Genomic DNA, 24,831 nt, shown 5'->3' with positions numbered 1-24,831 from the left:
AAGCCGGGCCCGACCAGGAATTTTGCCGCTGCTGGAATAAGACGCCCGGCTGCCCGTCATCAAGACAAGGGTGGAGTGAAACCCTCATGAGGGAGCGCCTTCCAGCCATTGGGTCCGGGATAGTCCCAGCATAGGGTCGTTCCGGGGCGGTGGGCGTGCTCCTCATCCTCTCAAGGCTGCTCGCGCGCGGTGTGTCCGGCGGCGACATGGGTCGTCGGCACGCGTCAAGGTGCTGCGGGCAGCGGGAACCGCCGGGCAGTTTTTGCTAGCGCTCCTGTCCGCGGTCCTCGGGGCCCGCGGGCCCCGCGTTTCTTTCCGATCAAGCTACAGAGCTACCTGCGGCAACCGCACGATTCCGGGGTGAGTAGGGAATCTTTGCTAAGCGGGCGGCTACTGGTTCCGCGCCGGGTGCTAGCGGGCGTCCTGCCAGTCGCTGGCGATGAGCGCCCGCTCCTCGCGGGCGCCCAGGGCGATATCGGCGGCGTTGCGCGTGATGAAGCCGGCAACCTTGTCGTTGTCACCGGCACCGGCGGGGCGGTAGACCTCCTCTGCGGCGAGGAAGGTCTCCCGGGCGACAACCTGGGTCTGCCAGTTCCCCGCGTCCCGGCAGGCGACGCCGCGCCAGTCCTGGTTGTCGTCGCGGAGCAGGAACTCCCGGCACCAGCTGCCGTCGCGGCTGGGGAAGGTGAGCACCGGCTGCAGGGCCCGGCCGTCGGCCAGCATGACCCAGCCTTCCGCACGTGACGGCTCCGATTCCAGCGCGCCGGCGAGCAGCGTGTCGCTGCCGGTCAGGGGCTGTTGGCCGTCCTCACCGGGGACCAGCAGCAGGGCGGTGGCGGCGATGACCGAGGCAGCGAGGGCCGCCGGCCAGGCGGCCCGGCGCAGCGGGGCGCACAGCGGTACGACCTTGTCGTCCTCGCGCAGCAGGTCGGCGACGTGTTCGGGGACGCTGTCCGTGGCGGAGGCGCAGACGCTGGCTGCGATCTGCCCGTCGAGGCGGCGCAGGCGCGCGAGGAGGTCGGCGAGCTCGGGTTCCGCAGCCAGGCGTTGCTCCAGGGCGGCGCGTGCTGCGCTGTCGAGCTCGTCATCGAGGTACTGCGACAGCAGTTCGAAGTCCCGGTCTGTCATCGTCTCAATCCCGTCATGCCCAGCGAGGTGTCATAGGTCCCTCAGGGCGCTGTCCGTCAACAAATTCTTCCGCGCCCGGGCGATCCGGCTCATGATCGTTCCCACGGGCACCTGCAGGATCTCCGCCGCTTCGGCGTAGCTCTTGCCGTCGATCGTCACCAGCATCAGCGCCAGGCGCTGCTCGTCCGGCAACCGGCCCAAGGCTTCGTTCACGGCGCGCAGGTTGCGCTCGCCGCCGGCCTGGACTTCCGCAGAGGGCACGGTGTCATCGGTGCCCGCCTGCACGGCCGGCGTGTAGCGCTGCCGGACCTCCCTGGAGCGTATTTCATCGATCCAGATGTTCTTGCAGACCCGGTAGACCCACTTGGCCATGTGGGCGTCCTCCGGCATGCCTTTCTCCAGCATGCGCTCCACCGTTGCCTGCAGGAGGTCGTCCGCGTCGGCCACTGCGCCGGTCAGCGACAGGCAGAAGCGCCGGAGACCCTGCAGTTCGGCCATCAGATCATTGCGCTGCCTGGCGTTGAGCGACGACATGCTTTCCCTGCTACACTCTGACGACGATCGGGTGCGCCAGTTTATTCCACCGGCTGGAATTTATCTGCCCCCGGTCCGTCAACGTAGCGGATACCCGGCCCGAGCGGCCTCACCTCGCCGCAGGTGCATACCATGGATCGATACCCGGAACGTTTCTTCAACCCAGTACGTCCGTCAGCGCGAGCCCTTGTCCCGGCGCTGGCGCTGGCCCTGGCGTTGCTCCTTGTACTGACACCGGTTTCCGCGCGGGCGCAGCTGCCCGTGGGCGGCTACCTCGGGCCCGACCCGGTTGAGGAGGAGATCGAGGATGACGTCGAGGAACAGGTAGAAGAGGTCGTCGAGGAGACTGTCGAGGACGCTGTCGAGGAAGAGGTTGCGGACGCGGTCGAGGACCAGGTCGAGCAGGTCACCGAGCAGAATATCCAGGAGAACATCGAGGAAGATATCGAGGAGACCATCGAGCAGTCGGTGGATGACACGGTCGAGGAAACCATCGAGGAAAGCGTGGCCGAGACCGTCGAGGAGTCAGTCGAGGAAGAGGTGGCCGCAACCGTCGAGGAAACCGTTGAGGCCTCCGTCGAGGAGAGTGTCGAGGAGTCGGTGGAGGAGGAGGTAGCCGCCACCGTAGAGGAGTCCGTCGAGGCATCGGTGGAAGAATCCGTGGAGGAGTCGGTCGAGGAGAGCGTTGCCGAAACGGTGGAAGCGTCGGTGGAGGAATCCGTCGCCGCCAGCGTCGAGGAATCGGTGGAAGCGTCGGTGGAGGAATCCGTCGCCGCCAGCGTCGAGGAATCGGTGGAGGCGTCGGTAGAGGAGTCTGTCGCTGCCAGCGTCGAGGACGACGTGGAAGCGGGCGTCGAGAACGCCGTGGAAAGCGCCGTCGAGGAGGACGTGGAGGCCCAGGTGGTCGCCGCCATCGAAGAACGCCTCGAGACGGAAATCGACGAGATCGTCGAGGACCTCGAGAGTCACCTCGAAGTCAACGAGGACCGTATCCTCAAGGAACAGTGGCTGGTCATGGCCGAGCCTGCGGTCTTCGAGGAACTGGACGAGCAGGGTTACCTCTTCGACACGGTCACCGAACTGCCGGGCCTGGGCCTGCGCCTTGCCGAAGTCGCGGCGCCTTCGAGCTTCGATATCACGGAGGTACGCCAGGGGGTCCTCGACGTCGTGGGCAAGGACCGGGCCGAGGTGGATCTCAATCACATCTATACTGCCGGTGCCCCGCTCGTAGCCGAGGGCAGCGGCGTCCTGCCGCGGACGGCCATGCCGCCGCCCGCAGACCTCGACAGCCTGGCGTTGCGTGTCGGCATGATCGACAGCGATGTCGACCTGAGTCACCCGGCCCTGGCCCACTCGCGTATCAGCACCCGCTCCTTCGCGCGGCCCGGGGCAAAGATGCCCGCGGAGCACGGTACGGCGATCGCGTCCATCATTGCCGGTAACGCCGAGGACTACCTGGGCCTCGCGCCGAAGGCCGAGGTCTACGCGGCGTCCGTGTTCGAACTGGACCGGGACCAGGGTGAAATTGCCAGCACCGTGAGCCTGATCCGCGCGGTGGACTGGCTCATGTCCTCGGGCGTGGACGTCATCAACATCAGCCTCGCCGGCCCGCCGAACAGGCTCCTGGAAGCGGCGCTCGAGCGGGCGGCCGGTGAGGACGTGGTGATCATGGCCGCCGCGGGCAACGGCGGCCCGATGGCCAGGCCCATGTACCCGGCAGCGTACGGGTCGGTAGTGGCCGTCACCGCCGTCGATGCCGGCAAGCGCGTCTTCCGCCTCGCCAACCGGGGCGACTACCTGGCGCTCGCGGCGCCGGGGGTCGACCTGCGCCACGCGCGCCCCGGCGGCGGGTACGCGGCATCCTCGGGCACCTCCTTCGCGGTGCCCTTTGCGGTCACCGCAGCGGCGCGCCTGCGCCAGCTCCAGCCGGCGGAAAACATCATTGACCTGCTCTATCGGAGCGCTCTCGACCTGGGCCCCCCGGGGCGCGATGACATCTACGGCTACGGGCTGCTGACGCTCGCCGCGAACTGAGCTACCAGCCGTAGCGAAGGCGCGCGCCGACGATCGTCTGGGTGAAGTCCGCCCGCGGAAGGTTCGAATCGTAGTCCCCGTAGCTGGCATAGGTCTGGAGCGCGAGGCGAGGTGTCAGCGGTACTTCCAGGTCGAGTTTCCAGCGTGATCGATCGTCCTCCCGGTCCTCGCCGATACTCGGGGTCGGCGAAAGGTAGCGCCGGGCCTCGAAGCGCCAGGCGAGTTCCACCTTGGCCTGGCGCTCGAAAAGATCGAAGCGGCGTATGTAGCGCAGCTTCAGGCCGTGGGAGCGGAAATCGAAGCGGGCAGCCGTCGCGTCCTCATCCCGGTAGCGGTAGCCGAAGTTGAAATAGCTGCGAAGGCCGCGGTGGAAGTAGTAGAGGTCGACCTCGCCCGAGTGCGTCGTGGCATCCCGGTCAGCGCGGTCATCGATGGTGCGCTCGGAGTAGACATAGGCGCCCCGTGCAAACCACTTCCTGGCGAGGAAACCGGAGAGCGACGGCGACACGCGCAGGTACTCGAGAAAGGGCTCGCCATCGAGGCGCGAATTAATGTAGTAGGCGGACACGCCGGTGTTCGCCTTGCCCAGATCGGTGCCGATGTCCGCACCCAGGATGTGGGTCTGTCGGTCGACGCGGGAAAAGCGTTCGTAGCCTGCCTGGCTGAAGTCGTAGTTGAGGTTCAGGTCACTGTGCTTGCCCAGGGGCTGGTTGAGACCGAGTTCGAAATCCACGAGCCAGGCGGAGTCGGCCTCCCCGGAGGTCACGTCCACCTCGTCCACGGAGACATTGGTGTCGTACTCGGCGCCAATACCGACCTCGCCGTGCCACTCCCGCGCGCGTTCCTTTCCCTCCTGCGCCGCCGCTCCGGTGGCGAGCACGGCAAGCGCGAGCAGGGAGAGGCGTCGAAGCGTGGGCATGCGGGCGTCGGTTCCTTCAGCCGAAGAGCGGGGCGCCGGGGACGGCGTCTCGCCGAAGCGGCCGGTAGCCGCGCGGAGACAATGGTAAACTCCGGCCCTCACAAATGCCACGGAGACGGAACCCATGGTCGAAGACAAGCACGAGCAGCACCAGGCGTGCATGGAACGCTTTATCGAACTCGCCAACACCATGAAGGACGAGGGCATCGGGATCAACGTCGTCTCCTGGTCCCTCATGTCGGCATCGGCCGTTCACGCGATCTACAGCGTGGCGGGGAACGAGGGTGGCCTGACCGAATCGGGCATTGAGAAGCTCGCGGATGCCTACAAGCAGAACCTCACGCAGATCCAGGCGCTGAAGCAGCGCCAGGCGCAGGGCGGTCAGCAGCAGTAGTCGCCGGCCGCCTCAGGCCTGCTCGAGCTGAAGGTCGCTGCTGGCGAGCTTGCGCGTCAGGCGGTCGATCTGTCGCTCGAAGTAGGCCGGCTCCAGCAGGGCGCGCAGCTTCTCCAGCGGCACCGGTGCGCTGAACAGATAGCCCTGGATCACATCGGCGCCCTCGCGCTGGAAAAAGGCGAGCTCTTCCGGGTCTTCCACCCCTTCGACGACGAGTTCCAGGTGCAGGCTCTTCGCCATGGCGATGATCCCGCGGACCAGCTCGGCATTGCGCTCGCCCCGGGCGAGACCGAGGACGAAGCTGCGGTCGATCTTCAACTCGTCGAGGGGCAGCCGGGTGAGGTAGCTGAGGGACGAATAGCCGGTGCCGAAATCATCGATGGAGACGCGCACGCCCAGGGCCTTCAGGTCCTCGACGATCCGTACCGCTCCGTCCTGGCTGCCGATCATGATGCCCTCGGTCAATTCGATTTCGAGCGCCTCCGGCGGCAGGGAGGTTTCCTCGAGGATCAAGGCAACGAGGTCAACGAAGCCGTCGGTGAACTGAAGCGCCGACACATTCACTGAGACCCTGGGCAGGGCGAGCCCTTCCTGGCGCAGGGCCATCAGGTCCGTGCAGGCGCGGCGCAGGACCCATTCTCCGATCTCGTTGATGATGCCGAGCTCCTCGGCCAGATCGATCCATTGGAAGGGCGGGACCATGCCGAACTCGGGGTGCTGCCAGCGCACGAGGGACTCGGCGCCGATGACTTCGCCGCTACGGGAGTCCACCTGCGGCTGGTAATGGAGCAGCAGCTGGTCGCGCTCCGGAGCCTTGCGCAACTCCGTTTCCAGCTTCAGGCGCTCGAGGTTCGCCCCCTCCATGTCCTCACGATAGAACAGGTAGCGGTTCCGCCCCTGCTTCTTGGCATTGAACATGGCGGTGTCTGCTGCGCGCAGGAGGCCTTCCACGTCCTCCGCATGGTCCGGCGCCAGGGCGATGCCGATGGAGCACGTGATGATGATCTCCTGGCCGTGCAGCGAAAAGGGGCGCGCGATGGCCTGGGCGAGGCGCGCGGCTACGCGGCTTGCGCCTTCGGCATGGTCCAGCTGGTTGAGGACGACGGTGAATTCGTCCCCCCCCATGCGGGACAGGTCCATGCGCGCCTCCTCGTCGGCGTTGCGATGGATGACATCCGATTCGCGGACGCTGCTCGCCAGCCGGTCGCCCACCTCCCGCAGCAGCTTGTCTCCGGCCTGGTGGCCCAGGGAATCGTTCACGCGCTTGAAGTTGTCGAGGTCGAGCAGCATCAGGCCCACCTGTTCCTTGTTGCGCGCGGCGAGCTTGAGGAGCAGCGACAGCTGCTCGGTGAACAGGCGCCGGTTGGGCAGGGAGGTCAAGGTGTCGAAGTAGGCCAGGTGCCGCAAGCGGTCCCGGGTCTCGCTCACCCGTTTCACTGCCCGGTCCAGTTCCTGCTGCCGCTCGGTCAGCTGCGCATCGCGTTCGTCCACTTTCATGGCCAGCAGCCGCCGATCCGTGTGCATGCGCTGCTTCTCGCCCTCCATGCCCGCGATGACCGTATTGAGGACATTGGCGATATCGCTGATCTCGCCGCTGCCGCGAATCTTCAGCATCCTGGCCTGCTTGCCCGCGGCGATGTCATCGGCGACCGCCGCCAGCTCCCCGAGCGGGCGGGTGATGCGACGCGTGGTAAAGCGGGCGATGAGGGCACAGAGCAGCACGACGGCCAGGCCGAAGCTTGCCGACAGCGTCACGGCCGGCACCGTTTGCGCCACCAGCATGAGGCTGCTGATCCCGAGCTCGATGTAACCGCTGACAAAGATACTGTTTACCCGGTCAGGATTGGCCAGGGTCAAGGCAAAATCCTCCCGGGACAGGCCCGGCACGGTCGGGTTCACCAGGGAGGTGATCGGCAGCATCAGTTCGGTGACCGTCTCGCCATCGGTGACGGCAGCGACCGCATCGAAGCCTGGCGGGGCCAGCCGGCTGTGATAGGTGAAGAGTGATTGCTCGAGCGGGGAGCGATCGGCGCGGGCATCGCTGAACCGCGGCAGCATGGCGTCCGCCGCCCAGGGCCGGTCCGCCCGGGCGATCACATCGCCGACGCTGTCCCGCAGCACCGCGTGGCGCACCGCCGGCGACAGGCCGAGGAATTGCTCGAGGGCACTGTCGAGCTCCGCCGGCTCGCGGAAGTAGAGCGTGAGCTGCAGGTGTGGCTGGCCCGACACTGCTGTGGACGCATGCAGTACCAGCTGGTCACGCTGGTAGGCGTACTCGCGCTGGCCGATGAAGAGGACGAGGCAGACGCCGGCCGTTACCGCCAGTGCCGTAATCAGCAGGTTGATCTTGCCGGAGATCGACAAGCTCATCGGCCGGCGGCCTGGGCGGGCCTGGTGCGGCGCCGGGGCGCGTTGGTGTGTCTCATTGTTACCCCCGATTCCCGGGAACAGTTTTTCAGGGTACTGCGGTTACAGTGTGTTACTGCCGCGGCGAGCGCTTACCCCCTCGTGGTCCCTGCACGAATTCCCGGGGGGCACTTCGCCGGCAGTTGGTGGCTGCCTTGTTTCAGCGTTTGGGTGCCTTGTATCAGGTTGCGTTGAAAGTAGCATGGTGCTTTGCGAGCGTCCAGCAGACCCTTGGGCAATAAGCAGACCACCGGGTAACGCAGAAAGGAGAACGGTACATGGCAGCGGAGGAGGAACCGATGCAGCCCGCGCAATTTCTCAGTGCCGTCGATGGGGCGGCCCTCGCCTTTCGCCGGCGACGCGGTGGTAGCCCCGGCGTCCTGTTCCTCGGTGGTTTCAACTCCGACATGCGGGGCAACAAGGCCACGGCCCTCGATCGCTGGTGCGCCGACCGGGGGCGCGCCTTCACGCGCTTCGATTACCGGGGCCACGGCGAGTCCGGCGGCCGGCTGGTGGCCGGGACCATCGGCGGCTGGCTGGACGATGCCACGCGGGTGCTGGACACGGTAGCCGAAGGACCGCAGGTGCTCGTGGGATCATCTCTCGGTGGCTGGCTGGCGCTACTGCTCGCCCGGCGGCGGCCCGAGCGCTGCGCGGGCGTCCTGCTGCTCGCGCCGGCAGCGGATTTCACCGAGCGGCTGCTGCCCGGGCAGCTGGGCAGGGAGCGGCTGGCTCAGCTCGCCGCGGAGGGTGCCTGCGAGCTGCCGAGCGAGTATCCGGGTGAGCGCCCCTATGTGATCGGCGAAGCGCTGCTCCGCGAGGGGCGCGCGCACTGCCTGCTCGACGGGTCGCGGCTCTCGCTGCCGGTTCCCGTCCGCATCATCCACGGCACCGCCGATGCGAGTGTGCCCCCGGGTGAGTCGCTGGCGCTCCTCGAGGCGCTGGAAGGCGATGTGGCGCTCATCCTGGTCAAGGGGGGAGACCACCGGCTGTCCACGCCGGCGGACCTGGCGCGTATGCAGCGGCAGCTCGGAGAGCTTCTCGGCTGCTAGCGGCCCACGGCCGTGTAGGCAAAGCCCGCCGCTTCCAGGGGCTCGCGCTCGTAGACGTTGCGCAGGTCCAGGAAGACGTTCCCGCGCATGCGAGCGCGAACGTCAGCCAGGTCCAGGCCCCGATACTCGTTCCACTCGGTCAGCAACACGAGGGCATCGGCGCCCGTCAGAGCCTCCTCGATGGTCCCGGCGTAGGACACGGCAGCCGGCAGCAGGCCGCGCGCCTCCTCCAGGCCTTCCGGGTCATGGGCGACGACCTTTGCGCCCTTGTCCACGAGCGCGGGGAGGATGGCCAGCGACGGCGCTTCGCGCATGTCATCGGTTTCCGGCTTGAAGGTCAGGCCGAGCACGGCGATATGCTTGTCGGCCTCGCTGCCGCCCAGGGCCCTGCGTATCTTCGCGACCATGCGCGCCTTCTGCGAGGCGTTGACCTCCACCGTCGCTTCCACGATCCGGCTCGAAACGCCGTGCTCCTGGGCGATGCGGATCAGGGCGAGCGTGTCCTTGGGAAAGCAGGAACCGCCATAACCGGGCCCGGCGTGGAGAAATTTCGGGCCGATGCGCCTGTCCATGCCCATGCCCTTGGCGACAAGGTTCACGTCGGCGCCGGTGGCCTCGCAGAGCTGGCTGATCTCGTTGATGAAGCTGATCTTCGTGGCGAGGAAGGCGTTGGCGGCGTACTTGATGAGCTCGGCACTCTCGAGGTCCGTGACCAGGATCGGCGCCTCGATCAGGTTCAGCGGCCGGTACAGCTCGCGCAGCAGCGCCTCGGCGCGCGCCGACTCCACTCCGAGCACCACCCGGTCCGGGCGCAGGAAATCGCCGATGGCCGAGCCCTCGCGCAGGAACTCGGGATTCGAGGCGACGTCGAAGTCTGCCGCGGGGTTGGCCTTGCGCACCAGCCTCTGTACTTCCCGCGCGGTGCCCACGGGTACCGTCGACTTGTCGATGATCACCGTGTAGCCGTCGAGGTGAGCCGCGAGCTCGGTGGCGGCGGCGTAGACGTACTGCAGGTCCGCGTGGCCGTCGCCGCGGCGTGCCGGCGTGCCGACGGCGATGAACACCAGGTCCGCCTCTGCCACCGGGCCGGCCAGCTCGCCGCTGAAGTGAAGCCGGCCACCCGCGATGTTGCGGGCGACCAGGTCGCCCAGCCCGGGCTCGTAAATGGGTATCTCGCCGCGCTCCAGGGCGGCGATCCGCTCCGGCGACTTGTCCACGCAGGTGACGCGGGCGCCGAACTCCGCGAAACAGGCACCGCTGACGAGGCCGACGTAGCCGGCACCGATCATGACGACGTTCATGGCGTATTACTGTCCTCTGGCTGTCCGTAGTAGTCCCGGTACCAGGCGACGAAGTGCGAGAGGCCGTCGGCCAGGGGTGTCGATGGCTGGTAGCCGGTCCAGGCGCCCAGGGCGTCGATGTCGGCGCAGGTGGCGGTCACGTCACCGGGCTGCATGGGCTGGAAATCCTTCACGGCCTCGCGACCCAGCGCGGCCTCGATCGTCTCGATGAAGTCGAGGAGGCGGACGGGTCTATTGTTGCCGATGTTGAAGACCCGGTAGGGCGCGCAGCTGCGCCCGGGGTCGGGTGCCGCGGCGGACCAGTCGGGATCGGCGGTGGCCGGGCGGTCCAGCACGCGCACCACGCCCTCGACGATATCGTCGACATAGGTAAAGTCCCGCGCCATCTCACCGCCGTTGAAGACCTTGATCGGGCTGCCCTCGAGAATGGCCCGGGTGAACAGGAAGTAGGCCATGTCGGGCCGGCCCCAGGGACCGTAGACGGTGAAGAAGCGCAGTCCGGTCGTGGGTATGCCGTAGAGATGGGCATAGCTGTGGGCCATGAGTTCGTTGGCCTTCTTGGTGGCTGCATAGAGCGATACCGGGTGATCGACGTTGTCGTGCACGGAGAAGGGCAGGTGGGCGTTGAGGCCGTAGACCGAGCTCGACGAAGCGTACACGAGGTGTTTGACCGGATGATGACGGCAGGCCTCGAGCACGGAAAGAAATCCGTTGATATTGCTGTGCGTGTAGGCGTGTGGGTTTTCGAGCGAATAGCGCACGCCGGCCTGCGCGGCGAGGTGGATTACCGCGTCCGGCCCTTCGTCCGCCACCAGCGAGCGCAGCGCCGCCGCGTCGGCGATATCCAGCTCCACCGTCTCGAGCTGTTCCCCCGCCCCCGGGTTCAGTGCCGCCAGCCGGTCGCGTTTGAGCTGTACATCGTAGTAGTCGTTCAGGTTGTCGACACCGATCACGCGGTCGCCCCGCGCCAGCAGGGCGCGGGCAACGTGGAAGCCGATGAAACCGGCGATGCCGGTGACGAGAATCTTCACGCCGTTATTCCCGCGGCCCCCGGAGCACCCTGCGCGACTGGCTGTCGGCCTCTACGGCTTCGCGCTCGAAGAGCACCGGCCGCCAGCGCTTCTGCCGGTACAGCTCCGTCTGGTCACTGAACCAGGGCGACGCGGGGTCGCCCGACTGGCTGTAGGTCAGCAGCGCCTCTCCCGCCGGCCCGTCCTCCTCAAAGGCGAGCGTGAGGATGAAACTGCTGCCGTGCACGATGGGATAGCCCGAGGCCGTCAGCAGGCGCGAGTCGGCCACCGGCGTGGTGTCGAGGCCGCCGTTGGGATGGTCGAGATCGCCGGGAAGCATCGGCTCGCCGGGCTTCGCGGAGACCTGCAGATTGGCGACGCCCTCGTAGCGGTTGCCGCCATGGACGGGGATGCGGCGGTCCGCGCGGTAGGCCGCCTGCGCCGCCCCGAGCGGCGCATCCAGGGGCAGCCCTGCGGCTTCGAGTACGTTCACGGCGGCCGCGAGATGCTCGAGGGCCAGCGCCTCGTCGGCGAGGCCGGCCGGCGTGGCCACCGGGCGCGCCGCGTCGAAAGGCTCGGCGAAGAGACTGCCGGCATCGAAGTGTTCGGCGTAGTCGTAGCGCGTCAGCCACTCGCGGAAGAGAATCGCTCCGCGGCTGTCCTCGTCGAAATGCCCATTGAAGGCGGCGATGGCGTCACAGGCGGGGCGAAGGTCGCGCTCCTCGCCATCGATGCTCACCACGGTCGCTGCGCGGCAGGCATCCAGGAGCCGGTCCTTGAGCAGCTCGGCGGCCAGGCTGCGGTTGGAGAACAGCGCTTCCCGGACCTCCCGGCGGTTGAAGCGGCCGTCATCGCCGGCGTAGCCGTAGGGGCTGTCCGGGTCGAGCAGCTGCACGTTCATGCGCGTGCGCAGGCTGCGCGCCGTGGCCTCCGGGCCGTAGAGAGGCGAGTAGCCGGTAAGCGGCGCCGCCGGCTGCGTGAGCCAGTAGCTGTCGTTGGCATTGAAGATGTAGTCGCGGCGTTCGAGGCGGGGCCGCTGCTCGAAGGGGACGGTGCCGGGCACCGGTGTCCCGGGCACCTCCACCCAGGCGAAGCGGCTGTCGCTGCCGTCGAGCAGGATCATGCCGCGTTCGGCGTAGAGGTTGGCTGTGCGCGGGTCGCTGGCCAGGCGCTCCTGCCAGAGGTCGATGGCCTCCTCGCTCAGGTTCCCCACGGTGGAGTTGTCGAGGTAGAGGGCGCGACCGTCGGCGCTCGCCGCCATCGTGTTCACCCAGGGCATGGCGTTCCAGCGCCGGTGCGCCTCGATGAACGCGTCGAGGTCGGTGGCCAGGTTCATGGCGCGCCACTGGGACAGGAGGTGCGTGTTAGCGGCGTTGGCGTCCCGGGCAGTGAACGCGACGCTTTCGGTCCAGGGCATGCCGGGCATGGTGAGGACCGGGCCGAGGTGGCTGAACCATAGCCTGCGCTCGACGTCCGCCAGGGTGCCGTCCTCGCCAAGCACGGGCACGGTGACGGTGCGCGAAACCATGGACCGTGGCTCGCCGTCGAGAAAGTAGCGGGTCGGTTCTCCGGGTACCAGGTCCAGCTGGTAGAGCACCACGCGCTCGCTGTCCGACACCGTGTGCGACCAGGCGACGCCGCGGTTGAAGCCGATGGCCACGCCGGGCGCGCCGAGGAGGTGGGCGCCGTACACGTCGAGGGTCCCCGGGATGGTCAGGTGCTTCTCCCAGAACCGGTTGCCGCCGTACCAGGGGTAGTGGGGGTTGGCCAGCAACAGGCCGCGCCCGTTCTCCGTCCGTTCGCTGCCAAGGGCCCAGGCATTGGAGCCGAGGCCGTCGAGGCGCATGGCAGCTACCGCCTCGCGGACCAGCGCCGGCTCGATCGACGCGCTGCTGCCCGTTTCCGGCGGCTGCGCGGCGGCGAGGGCGCCGGCCATGCGCGGCAGCGTCTGCGCCAGCAGGACCATCCGCGCCATGAAATCCTCCGGCACGGCGGTGCGTACCCAGGCCGCTCCCGCGCACCAACTGCCCGGGGCATCATCGCCCTGTTCGCGCAGGTAGCGGTTGTAACCGGCGGTATAGCCGGTGAGCCATTCCCGGTTGGTGCTGTCTTCCGCGGCGAAGGCGGCCCGCGCCTGGGCCGGAACGCCCAGGGCGCGAACAACGCTGTCGGCCACCACGTTGCGCTGGCCGTCGCCGGGCCCGAAATAGCGGGCGAGCTCCCCGCGCGCCTGGACCAGCCCGCGGGCGATCAGGCAGCCGTGGTCCTCCGCCGCCGCATAGCCCTCACCATAGCCCAGGCTGCCGAAGTCGTCGGCGGTGATGTGGGCGACGCCGTGGCTGGTGCGGATCAGCTCCGCACGGTAGCCGTTGTCAGCGGGGGGGGCGCCCTGGCAGGCAGCCAGGACGAGGGCGCAGGCGGGGGCGAGCCGGCGGGCCAGACGAAGCGGGTGGCTCATGGGGCAGTCTCCTTCCTCGGACGCCGATAGCCTATCACCGGCTGTCTTCGCTGGCTTCCCCGTTCTCGGCCGTGATCCAGGCCTCCACCCGCCGCGCCAGCAGCTCCAGGGGCAGGGCGCCGCCTGTGAGCACCAGGTCGTGCCAGGCGCGCAGGTCGAAGCGATCACCCAGGGTGTCGCGGGCGCGCTCGCGCAGTTCGAGGAGCTTGAGCATGCCGACCTTGTAGGAGGTGGCCTGCCCCGGCCACACCAGGTAGCGGCGGATCTCCGAGCGCACCTTCGGCGCGGGGATGGCAGAGTTGTCGAGCATGTACCGGACCGCGCGCTCTTCACTCCACCCCTTGCTGTGCAGTCCCGTATCGACCACCAGGCGGATGGCGCGGAAGAGCTCGGAGTTCAGCCGGCCGAAGTCATAGTAGGGGTCGGAGAAGAGCCCGAGCTCTGCCGCGACCTGCTCCGCATAGAGGGCCCAGCCCTCGCCGTAGGCGGAGTACCACTCGTTACGACGGAATTGCGGCAGTCCCTCGTTCTCGAGAGCGAGGGCGATCTGCATGTGGTGGCCCGGGTTGCCCTCGTGGTAGGCCGTGGTCTGCAGGTCCGTGCGGTTCATGGCGCGCATGTCCGAGAGATGCATGTAGTAGACGCCGGGACGGCTGCCGTCCGGCGTGCCCTCCTCGTAGAAGGCGGCCCCGCCGTCCTCCTCGCGGAAGGCCTCGACCCGCTTGACCACCAGCGGCATGGCCGGCAGCGTGCCGAAGAGGTCCGGCAGGCGCGCCTCGATGAGCTCGAGGTAGTGCTGCGTTTCCTCGATGTAGGCGCGGCGGCCGGCGGCCGTGTCGGCGTAGTAGAAGCGGTCCGCCTCGCGCACGAAGCGGAAGAAGTCCTGCAGGCTGCCCTCGAAACCCACTTTCCGCATGATGTCGCGCATCGCCCCCTGGATGCGTGCTACCTCCGAAAGACCCAGCGCGTGGATCTCCGCCGCGGAGAGGTTCGTAGTCGTGTTGTAGCGAAGCCGTTGCGCGTACCAGGCCTCGCCGTCCGGCAGCGCATGCACACCCTCCGCCGCTGCCCTGGCATTCGCACGGTCCTCTTCCAGCCAGGCGATGACGGCCCGGTAGCCGGCACTGAGCGGGCCGCGCAGGGCCGCGAGGGCCTCGGCGCGCAGGTCCACCGCCTCGGCTGCGCTGATGACCCCGGCCTGGGCCAGGGCCTCGATCTTGCCGTCCGCGTCGGCCCAGAGTGCCGAGGGGTCGCCGCTGTCATCGAAGGGATGGCCGCTGATGACATCCCTGGCCTGTGTGATGACACTGTCATAGGCGAAGCGGGGCGGGCGGATGCCGCGGGCCGCCGCGGCCTCTGCCCGGGCAAGGAGTTGCCGGAGCGCCGGGCCGATGGCGCGCAGCCGCTGCACGTAGGCGTCCATGTCGGCGCGCGTGTCCACCGCGTGGTAGTTGATCATGAGCTGAGGCAGGTCGGCCTGCGGGGCGCTGATCTGGGTGAACACATAGTCGTGGTCGCTGTAGGCAAGTTCTTCCTCCAGGCGCTGAAGGCGCCACTGCCACAGATCCCAGGAGAGCTGGCCTTCCGCGCTCAGGGCGTCGCGGTCGAAGCGCGCCTGCATGCTCTCGACGCTGTCCCGGAACCACTGCAGGTACCGGTCTTCCGCCGCGGCGCTGTAATCATCGAGCTCGCCGTAGCGTTCCTTGCGCCCGAGCCGCGTCAGCGACTCCGGCGACAGGGCCAGTTCCTCCTCGTACTGCCCGTCGAGCCAGTCGTGCAGGGCGCGGGTGGCATCGGCGGGTCCCGCCTGCGTGGCGGCGGCGAGGACCAGGGACAGGAGGAAGGCGAGGGAGACAGTGATCGGAAGGGCGCGCATGGGTAGCTCCGGCCGCGAAAACTGCGCATTCTGCGGGTTTTGAAGCGGCTGTCCAGCGGTGGCCGCCCTCGACTACAATGGCGGCCCCCGTGGGCCGGCGCGGCCCGTTGTACCGCCCGCAGAGGAGCGCAGATGGATCCGCTGACCCAGGGACTCGCCGGCGCGGCCCTGCCGCAGGCCGCGCAGCGCCGCGCCGGCGCTGCAACGGCCGGGCTGCTGGGCTTCCTCGCCGCGATGACGCCGGACCTCGACGTGCTGGTCCGCTCCAGCGAGGATCCGCTCCTGTTCCTCGAGTACCACCGCCAGTTCACCCATTCCCTGGTGATCATCCCCTTCGGTGGCGCTGCCTGTGCCCTCCTGCTGCATCCGCTCATCGGCCGCCGCCGCGGTCTCTCCCCGCTGACGACCTGGCTTTGCTGTACCCTCGGCTACGCCACCCACGCGCCCCTCGACGCCTGCACCACCTATGGCACGCAGCTGTTCTGGCCCTTTTCCGATGTGCGGATTGCCTGGAACGTGGTCTCCATCATCGACCCGCTGTTCTCCCTGCCACTGGCGCTGGCGGTCCTCCTTGCGGCCGTGACCGGGCGCCGGGCCCTCGCGGCCGCCGGCCTGTGCTGGGCGCTCGCCTACCTCGGCCTCGGGCTCTTCCAGCGCGAGGAGGCCCGCGCGCTGGGCGAGGCCCTGGCCCGGGAGCGCGGTCATGCGCCGGGACGGGTCGAGGCCAAGCCCAGCTTCGCCAACATCCTGCTATGGAAGACCATTTACCGCGCCGAAGGGCGCTTCTTCGTGGACGCTGTCCGCACCGGCTGGGCGCCCCTGCAATGCCCCGGCGAGTCGATTCCCGTACTCGACCTCCCGAGGGACCTGCCCTGGCTGGACCCGGCTTCGCAGCAGGCGCGGGACGTCGCGCGCTTCCGCTGGTTCAGTGCCGGTTACGTCGCGCTGGCCGTACCGGGCGCGGCCCGGGTCGCCGATATCCGCTACTCGCTGGTGCCGAACGAGATCGACCCGCTCTGGAGCCTCGCGCTCGACCGCTCCGCGGAGCCCGGGGCCCACGCCAGCTACGAGGTGCACCGGGGCGATCCGCGGTCGGCACTGCCGCGCCTCTGGCGCCTGCTCCGGGCACCGGGCTGTTGAACGCCCGGCCGCTCCCTTGCTTTATACTCGACAGTCTTTTGAACTGACTGATGTTTTTGAACTGACCGACTTCTTCCGGAACTGAAGCGCCATGGACGACGACAAGAGCCGCCACGCCGCCCGCGAGGCGGCGCTCCGCTACCACCGCTACCCCAAGCCGGGGAAGCTGGAGATCCGCGCGACCAAGCCCCTGGCCAACGGCCAGGACCTGGCGCGCGCCTATTCCCCCGGCGTTGCCGAGGCCTGCCTGGAAATACGGGCCGACGAGAAGCGGGCTGCCGACTACACCGCCCGCGGGAACCTGGTGGCGGTGGTGAGCAACGGCAGTGCCGTGCTCGGCCTCGGTAACATCGGCGCCCTCGCCTCGAAGCCCGTGATGGAGGGCAAGGCGGTCCTCTTCAAGAAATTCGCCAACATCGACTGCTTCGACATCGAGCTCAACGAAGCGGACCCGGAGCGCCTCGCCGACATCATCTGCGCCATGGAGCCTTCCTTCGGCGCGGTGAATCTCGAGGACATCAAGGCGCCGGACTGCTTCGTGGTCGAGAAGCGGTGCCGCGAGCGCATGAATATCCCGGTCTTCCATGACGACCAGCACGGCACGGCCATCGTCGTCTGCGCGGCGGCGACCAACGCCCTGCGCATCGCCGGCAAGCGCTTCGAGGACATCAAGGTCGTCTCCACCGGCGGCGGGGCGGCGGGCATCGCCTGCCTGAACATGCTGCTCAAGCTCGGCGTTCGCCGGGAAAATATCTGGCTGGTCGATCTCCACGGCGTTGTTTACGAGGGCCGCAGCGAGGACATGAACCCGCAGAAGGCCGCCTTTGCCCAGCCGACGGCGGCGCGCGGCCTCGCCGACGTGATCGATGGCGCCGACCTGTTCCTGGGCCTGTCCGGCCCCGGCGTGCTCGACGCCGAACTGGTCGGGCGCATGGCCGGGCGTCCCATCGTTTTCGCCCTGGCCAACCCGGTGCCGGAGATCATGCCGGACCTGGTCCGCGAGGTGGCGCCGGACGCCATCATCGCCACGGGCCGCTCCGACTACCCGAACCAGGTGAACAACGTTCTCTGCTTCCCCTTCATCTTCCGCGGTGCGCTGGACGTGGGTGCCACCGAGATCAACGACGCCATGCAGCTCGCCTGTATCGACGGCATCGCAGCGCTCGCGCGCGCCACGACCAGTGCCGAGGCGGCCGCTGCCTACCAGGGCGAACAGCTGGTCTTCGGCCCCGACTACCTTATCCCGAAACCCTTCGATCCGCGCCTCATGGGGGTGGTCGCCACGGCGGTAGCCCGGGCGGCGATGGAATCCGGTGTCGCCACCCGCCCCGTGGAGGACTTCGAGGCCTACAAGACGCGTCTCGACAGTTCCGTGTTCCGTTCGGCGATGCTCATGCGGCCCGTTTTCGCGGCGGCCGCGCAGTCGGAGCGCCGCATCGTCTTCGCCGAGGGCGAGGACGAGCGCGTGCTCCGCGCGGCCCAGTCCATCAGCGAGGAGATGACCGACCGGCCGATCCTCATCGGCCGTCCAGAGGTCATCCTTCGCGGCTGCGAGCGCGCCGGCCTGACCATGCGCCCCGGCGAGGACTTCGACATCGTCGACCCGGCAAACGACCCGCGCTACCGCACCTACTGGGAGACCTACCTCTCGCTGATGGCGCGCCGCGGCGTCACCCCGGACCTGGCCAGGGTGATCATGCGCACCAACACCACGGCCATTGCCGCGATCATGGTGCACCTGGGCGACGCCGACTGCATGATCTGCGGCACCTTCGGGCAGTACCTCTGGCACCTCAACTACATTCGCCAGGTGCTCGCCCGGGATGGCCGTCACGCCGTGGGCGCCCTGTCGCTGATGATCATGGAAGACGAGCCGCTGTTCATTGCCGACACGCACGTGCACCCGGAGCCGACGCCGGAGGAGATCTGCGAAACGGTGATCGGCGCCGCGCGCCACGTGCGCCGCTTCGGCCTCAAGCCGAACATCGCGCTGTGCTCCCACTCCCAGTTCGGCAACCTCGACATCGATTCCGGCCGGCGCATGCGCGCGGCCATGGAGCTGCTTTCACTGCGCGAGCCGGACTTCGACTTCGAGGGGGAGATGCACACGGACGCCGCCCTGGACCCGGAACTGCGCAGCCGCATCTTCCCGCACTCGCGGCTCAAGGGCCCGGCCAACGTGCTCGTGTTTGCCAATGGCGACGCCGCCTCCGGCGTGCGCAATATCCTCAAGATGCGCGCCGGCGCGCTGGAGGTCGGGCCGATCCTCATGGGCATGGACAACACGGTGCATATCGTCACCCCGTCCATCACCGCCCGGGGGCTGCTCAACATCTCCGCGCTCGCCGGTACGGCCGTCTCCCACTACGCCTGAGATGAGCGGGGCGGCGGCAGCGGTCGACGAACTCGCGGGGGCGCTGGGCCGTGCCCGGGCGGTGCTCTTCGTGACCGGTGCCGGGGTATCCCTGGCGTCCGGCATCGACACGTTCCGCGGCTCGGATCCCGGTGCCGTCTGGAAAAACGAGATCATGGAAAAGGCTACCCTCGGCCACTTCCGCCGGGACCCGGCGGATGCCTGGGCCTGGTACCTGGCCCGCTTCGACCGCGTTGCCGGCGCCGAGCCGAATCCGGCGCACCGGGCCCTCGCGGCCCTCGAGGACGCGCTGGAGGCCCGCGGGGCACGCAGCCTGCTGGTCACGCAGAACATCGATGGTCTGCACCACCGTGCCGGCTCCCGCGCCCTGGTGGAGATCCACGGCAAGGCGCGCAAGGTGCGTTGCTCGGCGCCGCGCTGCCCGGAGGGTGCCTTTGGTACCCTGGACTTCGAGGCGAGTGCCTTCGAGGCCTTCCGCGATGCCGGTTCCCGCGCGCAGTTGCCGCGCTGCCCGCAGTGCGGCGAGGGTCTGCTGCGTCCCCACGTGCTCTGGTTCGACGAGCACTACCAAAGCCACCCGGACTACGGCTTCGAGCGCGTGCTGGCCTACCTGCCCACGGCCGACCTCGTGCTCTTCGTGGGCACCTCCTTTTCTGTCGGCATTACCGACTGGATCGTCGAGGACTCCCGCGCGGCGCGCCGGGCCTGCTGGTCCATCGACCCTTCCGGTGACGCACCCGCCGGCGTGCGCTCGATCCCCGGCAGGGCCGAAGACGTCATACCGGTCCTCGCCGCGCCCTGATTCAGTTCCCGGCCCAGGCGGCGATCGCCTCGCCGAAGGCCTTCCCCCTTGGCGCCAGCGCGATGCACAGCGCGATGCTCTCCTCGCTCTGCGCCAGCGCCCGCTCATACCCGGGCACCCGGTCGGCGTGGGTCGCAAACAGGGCCCGAAGCTCGCCGAGGCGACGCTCACTGCAGAAAGGGGCTGCAAAACGGGGTGTGCGCCGGCGCCACTGACCCGGTATCGCTTTCACCACGGCGCTGAAGTTGTCCCGCAGCCAGCGCCAGTGCGCGTCCCGCAGCGCGGGCTCCGCGAGGGCCGCGGTAATGAGCCCGAAGGTCTCGCGGGGACCGAGTGCTTCACTCAGTGCCAGGTCGTGGACACGGTCGAGCAGTGCCGCATCGCGTATCGTGCCTAGCGCCGTGGCGCTCGCGGCCTCGAACAGCGGGTCGTCCAGTTGCTGTCGGAAGTCCACGAGGTGATCCACGAAGGCGGCTCCCGAGTCCTGCACCGCCACCGCGAGCGCCGCTTCATAGAGATCGCTTGGTAGCGCACCTGTCTCGCGTTTTGCGCCGAAGCCCGTGAAGGCGTGCGCCATCCCGGCCAGCCGGCGCCGCGCGGCGGGATCTTCCGCAACCCGCGCGAGGAAAGCGAGCAGCTCGCTGTGCAGGAGCTGCTCTTCGGGGTCGTCGCTGCCGGCGGTGCGGTCCAGTACTGGCTGGTAGAGGCGCCGCCCGAGTATGGCGATGGCCTCGCGGGCGCGCTGGTCGAAATAAGCGTTGCGATAGTCCGCAAGGTAGGGCAGGGGCATGGTCAGCACCTGCCGCTCCCCTGCGGCGGATGATCCGCCGACCACGTTGAGGAGCATGGGCGGCTCCAGGCCGCCCGCCTCGAACGCCGCGAAAGCGCTGTCGATGAGGGACATGGCCTCGACGCCGGTCAGGGCGGCGGGGTCGTCGAGGTCGTCCAGCAGTTCGTTCCACCAGTACTCGCTGTCGAGCGTCCAGCGATAGTAGCCGCTGCCGCCGGCGTTCGGCAGCAGCCGCTCCGGGCAGGTCGCGGCTTCCAGCGCTACCGTTTCCTTCCGGCCCTGCATGAGCAGGCACTGGCGCGGGCCGCCGCTGTCCAGGCAGACCGGGATCGTCCAGAGCTTGTCCGCGTCATCGATCCTGGATCCGAGCGGCCGGTAGCGGGATTGTCGCAGGTGCACGACCGGTCCCTCACCGCCGGTACACTCCACGCGGGCATCAATCACGGGTACCCCGGTCTGCTCCACGAAGGAGCGAAAGGTTTCCGTCAGCCCGGGCTCACCGGTCTCCTCGCCGATGACCCGGTAGAAATCCGCCGAGTCGGCGACGCCGTCGGCGTAGCTGGCGACGTAGCGGCCGAGGGCCGGGCGGAAGCGGTCGGGGCCGAAGTACTGGTCCACCATGTGGATCACGCCGAGGCTCTTGGCGTAGGTGATGGCGTCGTAGGCATTGCGGATATCGTTGTTGTCTTCGATCGGCTCGCGGATCGCCCGGGTGCTCGCGAGCGAGTCCAGGCGCATGGCACGGATGGCCCGGGCCGCGCCGTTCAAGTCGTGGCCGCCCTCCGGCTCGAGAATCGTGAGGACCAGCGGCGTGGCCCAGGTGGCGAAGCCCTCCTTGAGCCAGAGGTCGTCCCACCAGGGCGGCGTGACCAGGTTGCCGAACCACATGTGCGCGAGTTCGTGGGCATGTACGCCGAGGAGCGAGAGCCGTGCGCCCGGCGCCGGGTGGTCGCCCACCAGGATGCGCTGCTCCCGGTAGGTGATGGCGGCAGACAGTTCCGTGGCGCCGCTGGGCCACTGGGGTGCGGCGACGATGTCGAGCTTGCGGAAAGGGTAGGGGCGCCGCAGCTGTTCCTCGAAGATCTCGAGCATCCGCGGAGTCACATCAAGCACGTAGTTCATGGCGCCGCCGCGACCGGCGCGGGAGACGCCGCGCAGGGGCACGGCGTCCTTGCGCACGGGGTTTGCCGCCAGCGGCGGGCGCTCGACGATGTCGAAGGGGCCGACGGCCAGGGAAAGGAGGTAGGTGGGCATGGGGCGCGTGGTCGCGAAGCGAACCCGCTCCATGCCGTCGCCGGCCGGTTCCCGCGCGACCACCGGTTCGTTGCCGATGGCTTCGAAGCCCCGGGGGATGGTCAGGCTGATATCGAAAGTTGCCTTGAGGCCGGGCTCGTCGAAGCCGGGTAGATAGGAGCGGGCCTGGATCGATTCCGACTTCGCCAACACGTAGGGGCGACCCTGTTCCTCCACCTTGAACAGGCCCGCCAGGTTACGGTCGAAGGCGCCGGCGTAGGCGATTCTCAGCGTGGCCTTGCCGGCCGGCAGCGTTTCCTCGAAGAGGGCAACGGAAACGCCGGGCTCTGCCATCTCGCGATAGCTGCCCCTCACGGTGTTCCCAGCGGCAGTGACGGCCGTCAGTTCGTTGACCACGAGGTCCTGCCCGTGAAGCCAGATCCGGTCGGCGGGTGCCGCCAGTTCCACGTCGATGGCTACGTTGCCACCGAAACCGGACTGCCGGGGATCGACGGTAAGGTCCAGCCGGTAGGCGCGGGGCGTGACGCCCGCGGGCAGCCTGCCGCGGGGCGCCTCGGCAAGGAGTGCGTCATCGGCCGCCGTGGCCGGCCCGGCAGCCGCCGCTGCCGCGGGCAGCGCGGAGGCGCACAGTACCATGTCGAGCAAGAGGAGCAGGGCGAGGGCGCGGAGCATGATGGGAGTCGCTGCAGCGTGGGTGGAACCCGAGGGTATCACGGGAAACCGGGAGGCCCCGGCGTGGAGGCGGTGCTTCCCGTTCCCTGCACGGCCCGAAGTTCGCAGCGAAGGGATCATGCGGGCGGAACGCGGTTACCGGCCCGGGTTCCGCAGCCCCCAGAGGGACAGGCCGCAAGCGCTGAAGGAAACCAGCGCTACCGTGGCGAAGAGGATCGCGACCAGCGCCTCCTCCAGCGCGCCACCGACAGCACCGGCGGAGGCGAGAGGCGTTGTCCTGCCCGTGCCAAGGAGTGCGGCCGCGAGGCAGGCGAGCCAGTTCAGGTAGCTTGAGCTGAGCCAGAGAGTATGCAGCCATCTTCGCTGCGTCTCGCTGAGCTCGAAATGCGACCAGACAGCGCCCACGGCGATCAGCAGCATGCCGCCCATCACCCCTACCGTATGCGCCGACAAGCCGAGCCGTGGGACGGCCATCGCGGGTATGAACAGACCCGCGATCAACGCCAGCGTGATGAGAAGGAAGCCTTGTCGGACGATCGCGTGAGCCATGGCAACTCCCCCTGCCTGCCCGCCCATTTATCCCGTTGTTTGCTGCAAGGCGTCAAGAGCCTGGCTCTTCGGCGGGTTCCCGGCAACCGTGCCGCGCTTCCGCATAGGCACCCGGTTGCTGGCCGGGCCTCTGACGCGGTCGCGGTTCAGCACGCGATGGGCGGGGCGGCACGGTTTCAGGGCCCGGAATTCAGGGGGCGCGGCGTCGAGGCGCAGCTGGTACCGGAGACCCGCCCCGATTTGCTGTTGTAACGCGTTGCGACAAGTTGCAAAACCTCAATATATACATACGGTTATGATATTTTCCTGTTGTAAGCCTGTGTCGGCTGTTGTCACCTATAGCGGGTACAGATGGGGGAGCCTGTGGGGCACCAAAACCTTTGGACCTGACTCGCCGTAGCGCGAGGAGACTCCTCGGGGAGGCTGCATCGATGCCGAAGCTGGCAGGAGAACTTTCGGATGCTGCGCTTCGCAAACTGCATAGGGAAATCAAGAAAGCAGCGCCGGGAGCGGGACAGCCCGTGCTGGTGCCGGCATGGGGGAAGGCCACGGAAGCAAAAGTGATGTAACAAGCTCCTGTGGTTTGTTCTGGCATTCTGCTAGTATTCGACAATATTAATATCGCTTTACTTCTTAGAAAATGGAAGCCACGGCAAAGATATCAAGCAAAGGTCAGATTACGCTTCCTCGAAAGATCAGGGAGCAACTCGGCAGTGATGTTGTGAGAATCGTCGCTGATGCTGATGGGGTGCGAATCGAGCCGGTGCGCCCAATGGCTGGCCGCCTGGCCGCGTATGCTGATAGTGCCAAACATAGCGCCGAGAAGGATGCGTGGGCGAGCGCTGTCGCGGAAAAGCATGACCGTCGTTGATGCAAACGTCATCCTCCGTTACTTGCTGGATGATCACAAAAGCCTGTCTACCAAGGCGCGAAAGATTATCGATCCGGCGGTAGACGGAGAGCGTGATCTCTTTGTGCCGCAAGCCGTTCTCGCGGAGTGCGTTTACGTTCTGGAAAAGCTCTACAAAGTCCCGCGTCCGGAGGTCGCTGACAGTCTTGATGCGCTGTTGGCTTTCAAGGGCATTGCGACTCATGACGCTACTGCAGCGCGAATGGCGCTGCAGTGGTACAGCGACAGTCGCGTAGACTTCGTCGACGCCCTGGTTCTCGCTACTGCTCACGCACAGGGCGTTGGATACGCTAGCTTCGACAAGGACCTGGGAAAACTTGAGCGGCGCCTGAGTTAGCCTCCTCGCCAATTTGGCTGACTGTGTCGCCCAAAATCGGCGCTATGGCCTCTACACAGGCCAGACGAACGAGCTCCTGGCGGCGCTAGCCCGCCCGGAGCCCGAGCACTCCCGACACAAACCCGACCAAAGGGCGACTTTCGCAGCGGCCCAGCTGTACGTACCCCGTGTATTAGCCCCGCGCAGGATTGGAGTTCTCGGCCATAATCGGTCTTATCGACGAATTTATGGGGCGGTAATGGGTGGAGGGGGCCGTTTTGCAGCAGTGGGTTGAAATCGCGACCCTTTTCGGAGGAATTGTTGGGGGAGCCTACGCTTAACTCTCTGTAAAGTATGGATAAAACGAATTAGTGGTACCGGAGACCGGACTCGAACCGGTAAACCCTTTCGGGCGGGGGATTTTGAGTCCCCTGTGTCTACCAATTCCACCACTCCGGCAGGGAAGGGGGAGGCGCGGGATTATAGCAACGGGGCCCCGCGGCGCAATGTACACGCGCGGCTGGCTGCCGCGGTGCTTAACCTCCCAGCGCTTTCCCGGTATCCTTCGCGCCCGATCCGAGTAACGCCCCGCTAGGGGCCATGAACGCGAAAGGAGACTGCCATGGGCATGAAGCTGATCAAGAAGACCGACGAGTACCGCATCTACCAGCGCCGCGACGACCGCTACGCCGTCGAGAATGCGGAGCGCAAGCCGGTGAACGGTGACGAGAAGGTCGCCATCCTGCTGGCCGAGGGCCTGATCACGGCACCGGCGGTGAAGCAGCCGGAGCCTGAGGAGCCGGAAGCTGCCGAAGAAGAAGCGGCTGCCGACGAAGGCGCAGAGGCTGCGGCCGGGGAAGCGTCCGCCGAAGACGACGCCGGGTAAGCGGCGCTCCGGGGCCCCGGGGCCCC

The 24,831-nt window shown here is 67.8% G+C and carries 19 protein-coding genes and 1 tRNA gene; 9 read left to right on the top strand and 11 right to left on the bottom strand.

Annotated elements, in window-relative coordinates:
- Window positions 1-411 precede the first annotated feature (411 nt).
- Together ACX93N_RS04285 and ACX93N_RS04280 are read right to left on the bottom strand one after the other, a co-directional pair.
- Window positions 412-1,128 carry an anti-sigma factor family protein gene (locus ACX93N_RS04285; protein WP_459427157.1) on the bottom strand — a complete coding sequence of 239 codons (717 nt, stop codon included), beginning with the start codon at window positions 1,126-1,128 and terminating at the stop codon, window positions 412-414.
- 30 nt (window positions 1,129-1,158) lie between these two features.
- Entirely contained in the window at window positions 1,159-1,662 is a 504-nt protein-coding gene (locus ACX93N_RS04280) for an RNA polymerase sigma factor (RefSeq protein WP_459427156.1), read from the bottom strand.
- A 132-nt stretch (window positions 1,663-1,794) separates the two neighbouring features.
- Between ACX93N_RS04280 and ACX93N_RS04275 the strand changes: the two genes are divergently transcribed.
- Complete coding sequence (locus tag ACX93N_RS04275) at window positions 1,795-3,696, top strand: S8 family serine peptidase (protein ID WP_459427155.1); 1,902 nt, start codon at window positions 1,795-1,797, stop codon at window positions 3,694-3,696.
- Between the two features lies 1 nt (window position 3,697).
- Here ACX93N_RS04275 and ACX93N_RS04270 read toward each other — a convergent pair whose 3' ends face one another.
- Entirely contained in the window at window positions 3,698-4,615 is a 918-nt protein-coding gene (locus ACX93N_RS04270) for a surface lipoprotein assembly modifier (RefSeq protein WP_459427154.1), read from the bottom strand.
- 124 nt (window positions 4,616-4,739) lie between these two features.
- Here ACX93N_RS04270 and ACX93N_RS04265 point away from each other — a divergent pair, with 124 nt between their 5' ends.
- Entirely contained in the window at window positions 4,740-5,009 is a 270-nt protein-coding gene (locus tag ACX93N_RS04265) for a DUF3144 domain-containing protein (RefSeq protein WP_459427153.1), read from the top strand.
- A 12-nt stretch (window positions 5,010-5,021) separates the two neighbouring features.
- Here the strand turns inward: ACX93N_RS04265 and ACX93N_RS04260 are convergent, their stop codons facing one another.
- Window positions 5,022-7,379, bottom strand: coding sequence for a putative bifunctional diguanylate cyclase/phosphodiesterase (locus tag ACX93N_RS04260; protein WP_459427152.1), 2,358 nt, complete (start codon window positions 7,377-7,379; stop codon window positions 5,022-5,024).
- A gap of 314 nt (window positions 7,380-7,693) precedes the next feature.
- Between ACX93N_RS04260 and ACX93N_RS04255 the strand changes: the two genes are divergently transcribed.
- Window positions 7,694-8,467, top strand: coding sequence for an alpha/beta hydrolase (locus ACX93N_RS04255; protein WP_459427151.1), 774 nt, complete (start codon window positions 7,694-7,696; stop codon window positions 8,465-8,467).
- Here ACX93N_RS04255 and ACX93N_RS04250 read toward each other — a convergent pair.
- The 4 genes from ACX93N_RS04250 to ACX93N_RS04235 are packed head-to-tail and all read right to left on the bottom strand — an operon-like array spanning window position 8,464 to window position 15,112.
- Window positions 8,464-9,768, bottom strand: a complete 1,305-nt coding sequence (locus ACX93N_RS04250) for a UDP-glucose dehydrogenase family protein (protein ID WP_459427150.1) — start codon at window positions 9,766-9,768, stop codon at window positions 8,464-8,466. The genes ACX93N_RS04255 and ACX93N_RS04250 overlap by 4 nt on opposite strands.
- The gene (locus ACX93N_RS04245) at window positions 9,765-10,799 is read right to left on the bottom strand and encodes an NAD-dependent epimerase (RefSeq protein WP_459427149.1); all 1,035 of its coding nucleotides are present in this window, start codon (window positions 10,797-10,799) and stop codon (window positions 9,765-9,767) included. The genes ACX93N_RS04250 and ACX93N_RS04245 overlap by 4 nt, the downstream gene beginning before the upstream one ends.
- Before the next feature lie 4 nt (window positions 10,800-10,803).
- The gene (locus ACX93N_RS04240) at window positions 10,804-13,236 is read right to left on the bottom strand and encodes an acylase (RefSeq protein WP_459427148.1); all 2,433 of its coding nucleotides are present in this window, start codon (window positions 13,234-13,236) and stop codon (window positions 10,804-10,806) included.
- Between the two features lie 34 nt (window positions 13,237-13,270).
- On the bottom strand, window positions 13,271-15,112 hold the full coding sequence (locus ACX93N_RS04235) for a DUF885 domain-containing protein (protein ID WP_459427147.1): 1,842 nt from the start codon (window positions 15,110-15,112) through the stop codon (window positions 13,271-13,273).
- Between the two features lie 132 nt (window positions 15,113-15,244).
- On the opposite strand from ACX93N_RS04235, the gene ACX93N_RS04230 reads away from it, so the two are divergent.
- The 3 genes from ACX93N_RS04230 to ACX93N_RS04220 all read left to right on the top strand — a co-directional run bounded on the left by ACX93N_RS04230 (window position 15,245) and on the right by ACX93N_RS04220 (window position 19,428).
- Entirely contained in the window at window positions 15,245-16,252 is a 1,008-nt protein-coding gene (locus ACX93N_RS04230) for a metal-dependent hydrolase (protein ID WP_459427146.1), read from the top strand.
- Between the two features lie 91 nt (window positions 16,253-16,343).
- A complete protein-coding gene (locus ACX93N_RS04225) occupies window positions 16,344-18,626 on the top strand; it encodes an NADP-dependent malic enzyme (RefSeq protein WP_459427145.1) in 2,283 nt (760 codons plus the stop codon).
- A gap of 1 nt (window position 18,627) precedes the next feature.
- Window positions 18,628-19,428: an SIR2 family NAD-dependent protein deacylase gene (locus ACX93N_RS04220; RefSeq protein ID WP_459427144.1), complete on the top strand. Its 801-nt coding sequence runs from the start codon at window positions 18,628-18,630 to the stop codon at window positions 19,426-19,428.
- Window position 19,429: 1 nt separating this feature from the next.
- On the opposite strand, the gene ACX93N_RS04215 is transcribed toward ACX93N_RS04220, so the two are convergent.
- A complete protein-coding gene (locus ACX93N_RS04215; protein WP_459427143.1) occupies window positions 19,430-22,144 on the bottom strand; it encodes a M1 family metallopeptidase in 2,715 nt (904 codons plus the stop codon).
- Between the two features lie 135 nt (window positions 22,145-22,279).
- Window positions 22,280-22,693, bottom strand: coding sequence for a hypothetical protein (locus ACX93N_RS04210; RefSeq protein WP_459427142.1), 414 nt, complete (start codon window positions 22,691-22,693; stop codon window positions 22,280-22,282).
- A 640-nt stretch (window positions 22,694-23,333) separates the two neighbouring features.
- Between ACX93N_RS04210 and ACX93N_RS04205 the strand changes: the two genes are divergently transcribed.
- Both ACX93N_RS04205 and ACX93N_RS04200 read left to right on the top strand, forming a co-directional pair.
- Window positions 23,334-23,564 carry an AbrB/MazE/SpoVT family DNA-binding domain-containing protein gene (locus tag ACX93N_RS04205; RefSeq protein WP_459427141.1) on the top strand — a complete coding sequence of 77 codons (231 nt, stop codon included), beginning with the start codon at window positions 23,334-23,336 and terminating at the stop codon, window positions 23,562-23,564.
- Window positions 23,551-23,940 carry a PIN domain-containing protein gene (locus ACX93N_RS04200; protein WP_459427140.1) on the top strand — a complete coding sequence of 130 codons (390 nt, stop codon included), beginning with the start codon at window positions 23,551-23,553 and terminating at the stop codon, window positions 23,938-23,940. The genes ACX93N_RS04205 and ACX93N_RS04200 overlap by 14 nt, the downstream gene beginning before the upstream one ends.
- 351 nt (window positions 23,941-24,291) lie before the next feature.
- Here ACX93N_RS04200 and ACX93N_RS04195 read toward each other — a convergent pair.
- Window positions 24,292-24,378 (bottom strand) — tRNA-Leu (locus ACX93N_RS04195).
- A 163-nt stretch (window positions 24,379-24,541) separates the two neighbouring features.
- On the opposite strand from ACX93N_RS04195, the gene ACX93N_RS04190 reads away from it, so the two are divergent.
- The gene (locus tag ACX93N_RS04190) at window positions 24,542-24,805 is read left to right on the top strand and encodes a hypothetical protein (RefSeq protein ID WP_459427139.1); all 264 of its coding nucleotides are present in this window, start codon (window positions 24,542-24,544) and stop codon (window positions 24,803-24,805) included.
- Window positions 24,806-24,831: the final 26 nt, after the last annotated feature.

This window comes from Pseudohaliea sp. (genome assembly GCF_054552115.1).
Note: the sequence above shows the minus strand (reverse complement) of the source record. Positions and strands in the feature narration are given on the sequence as shown.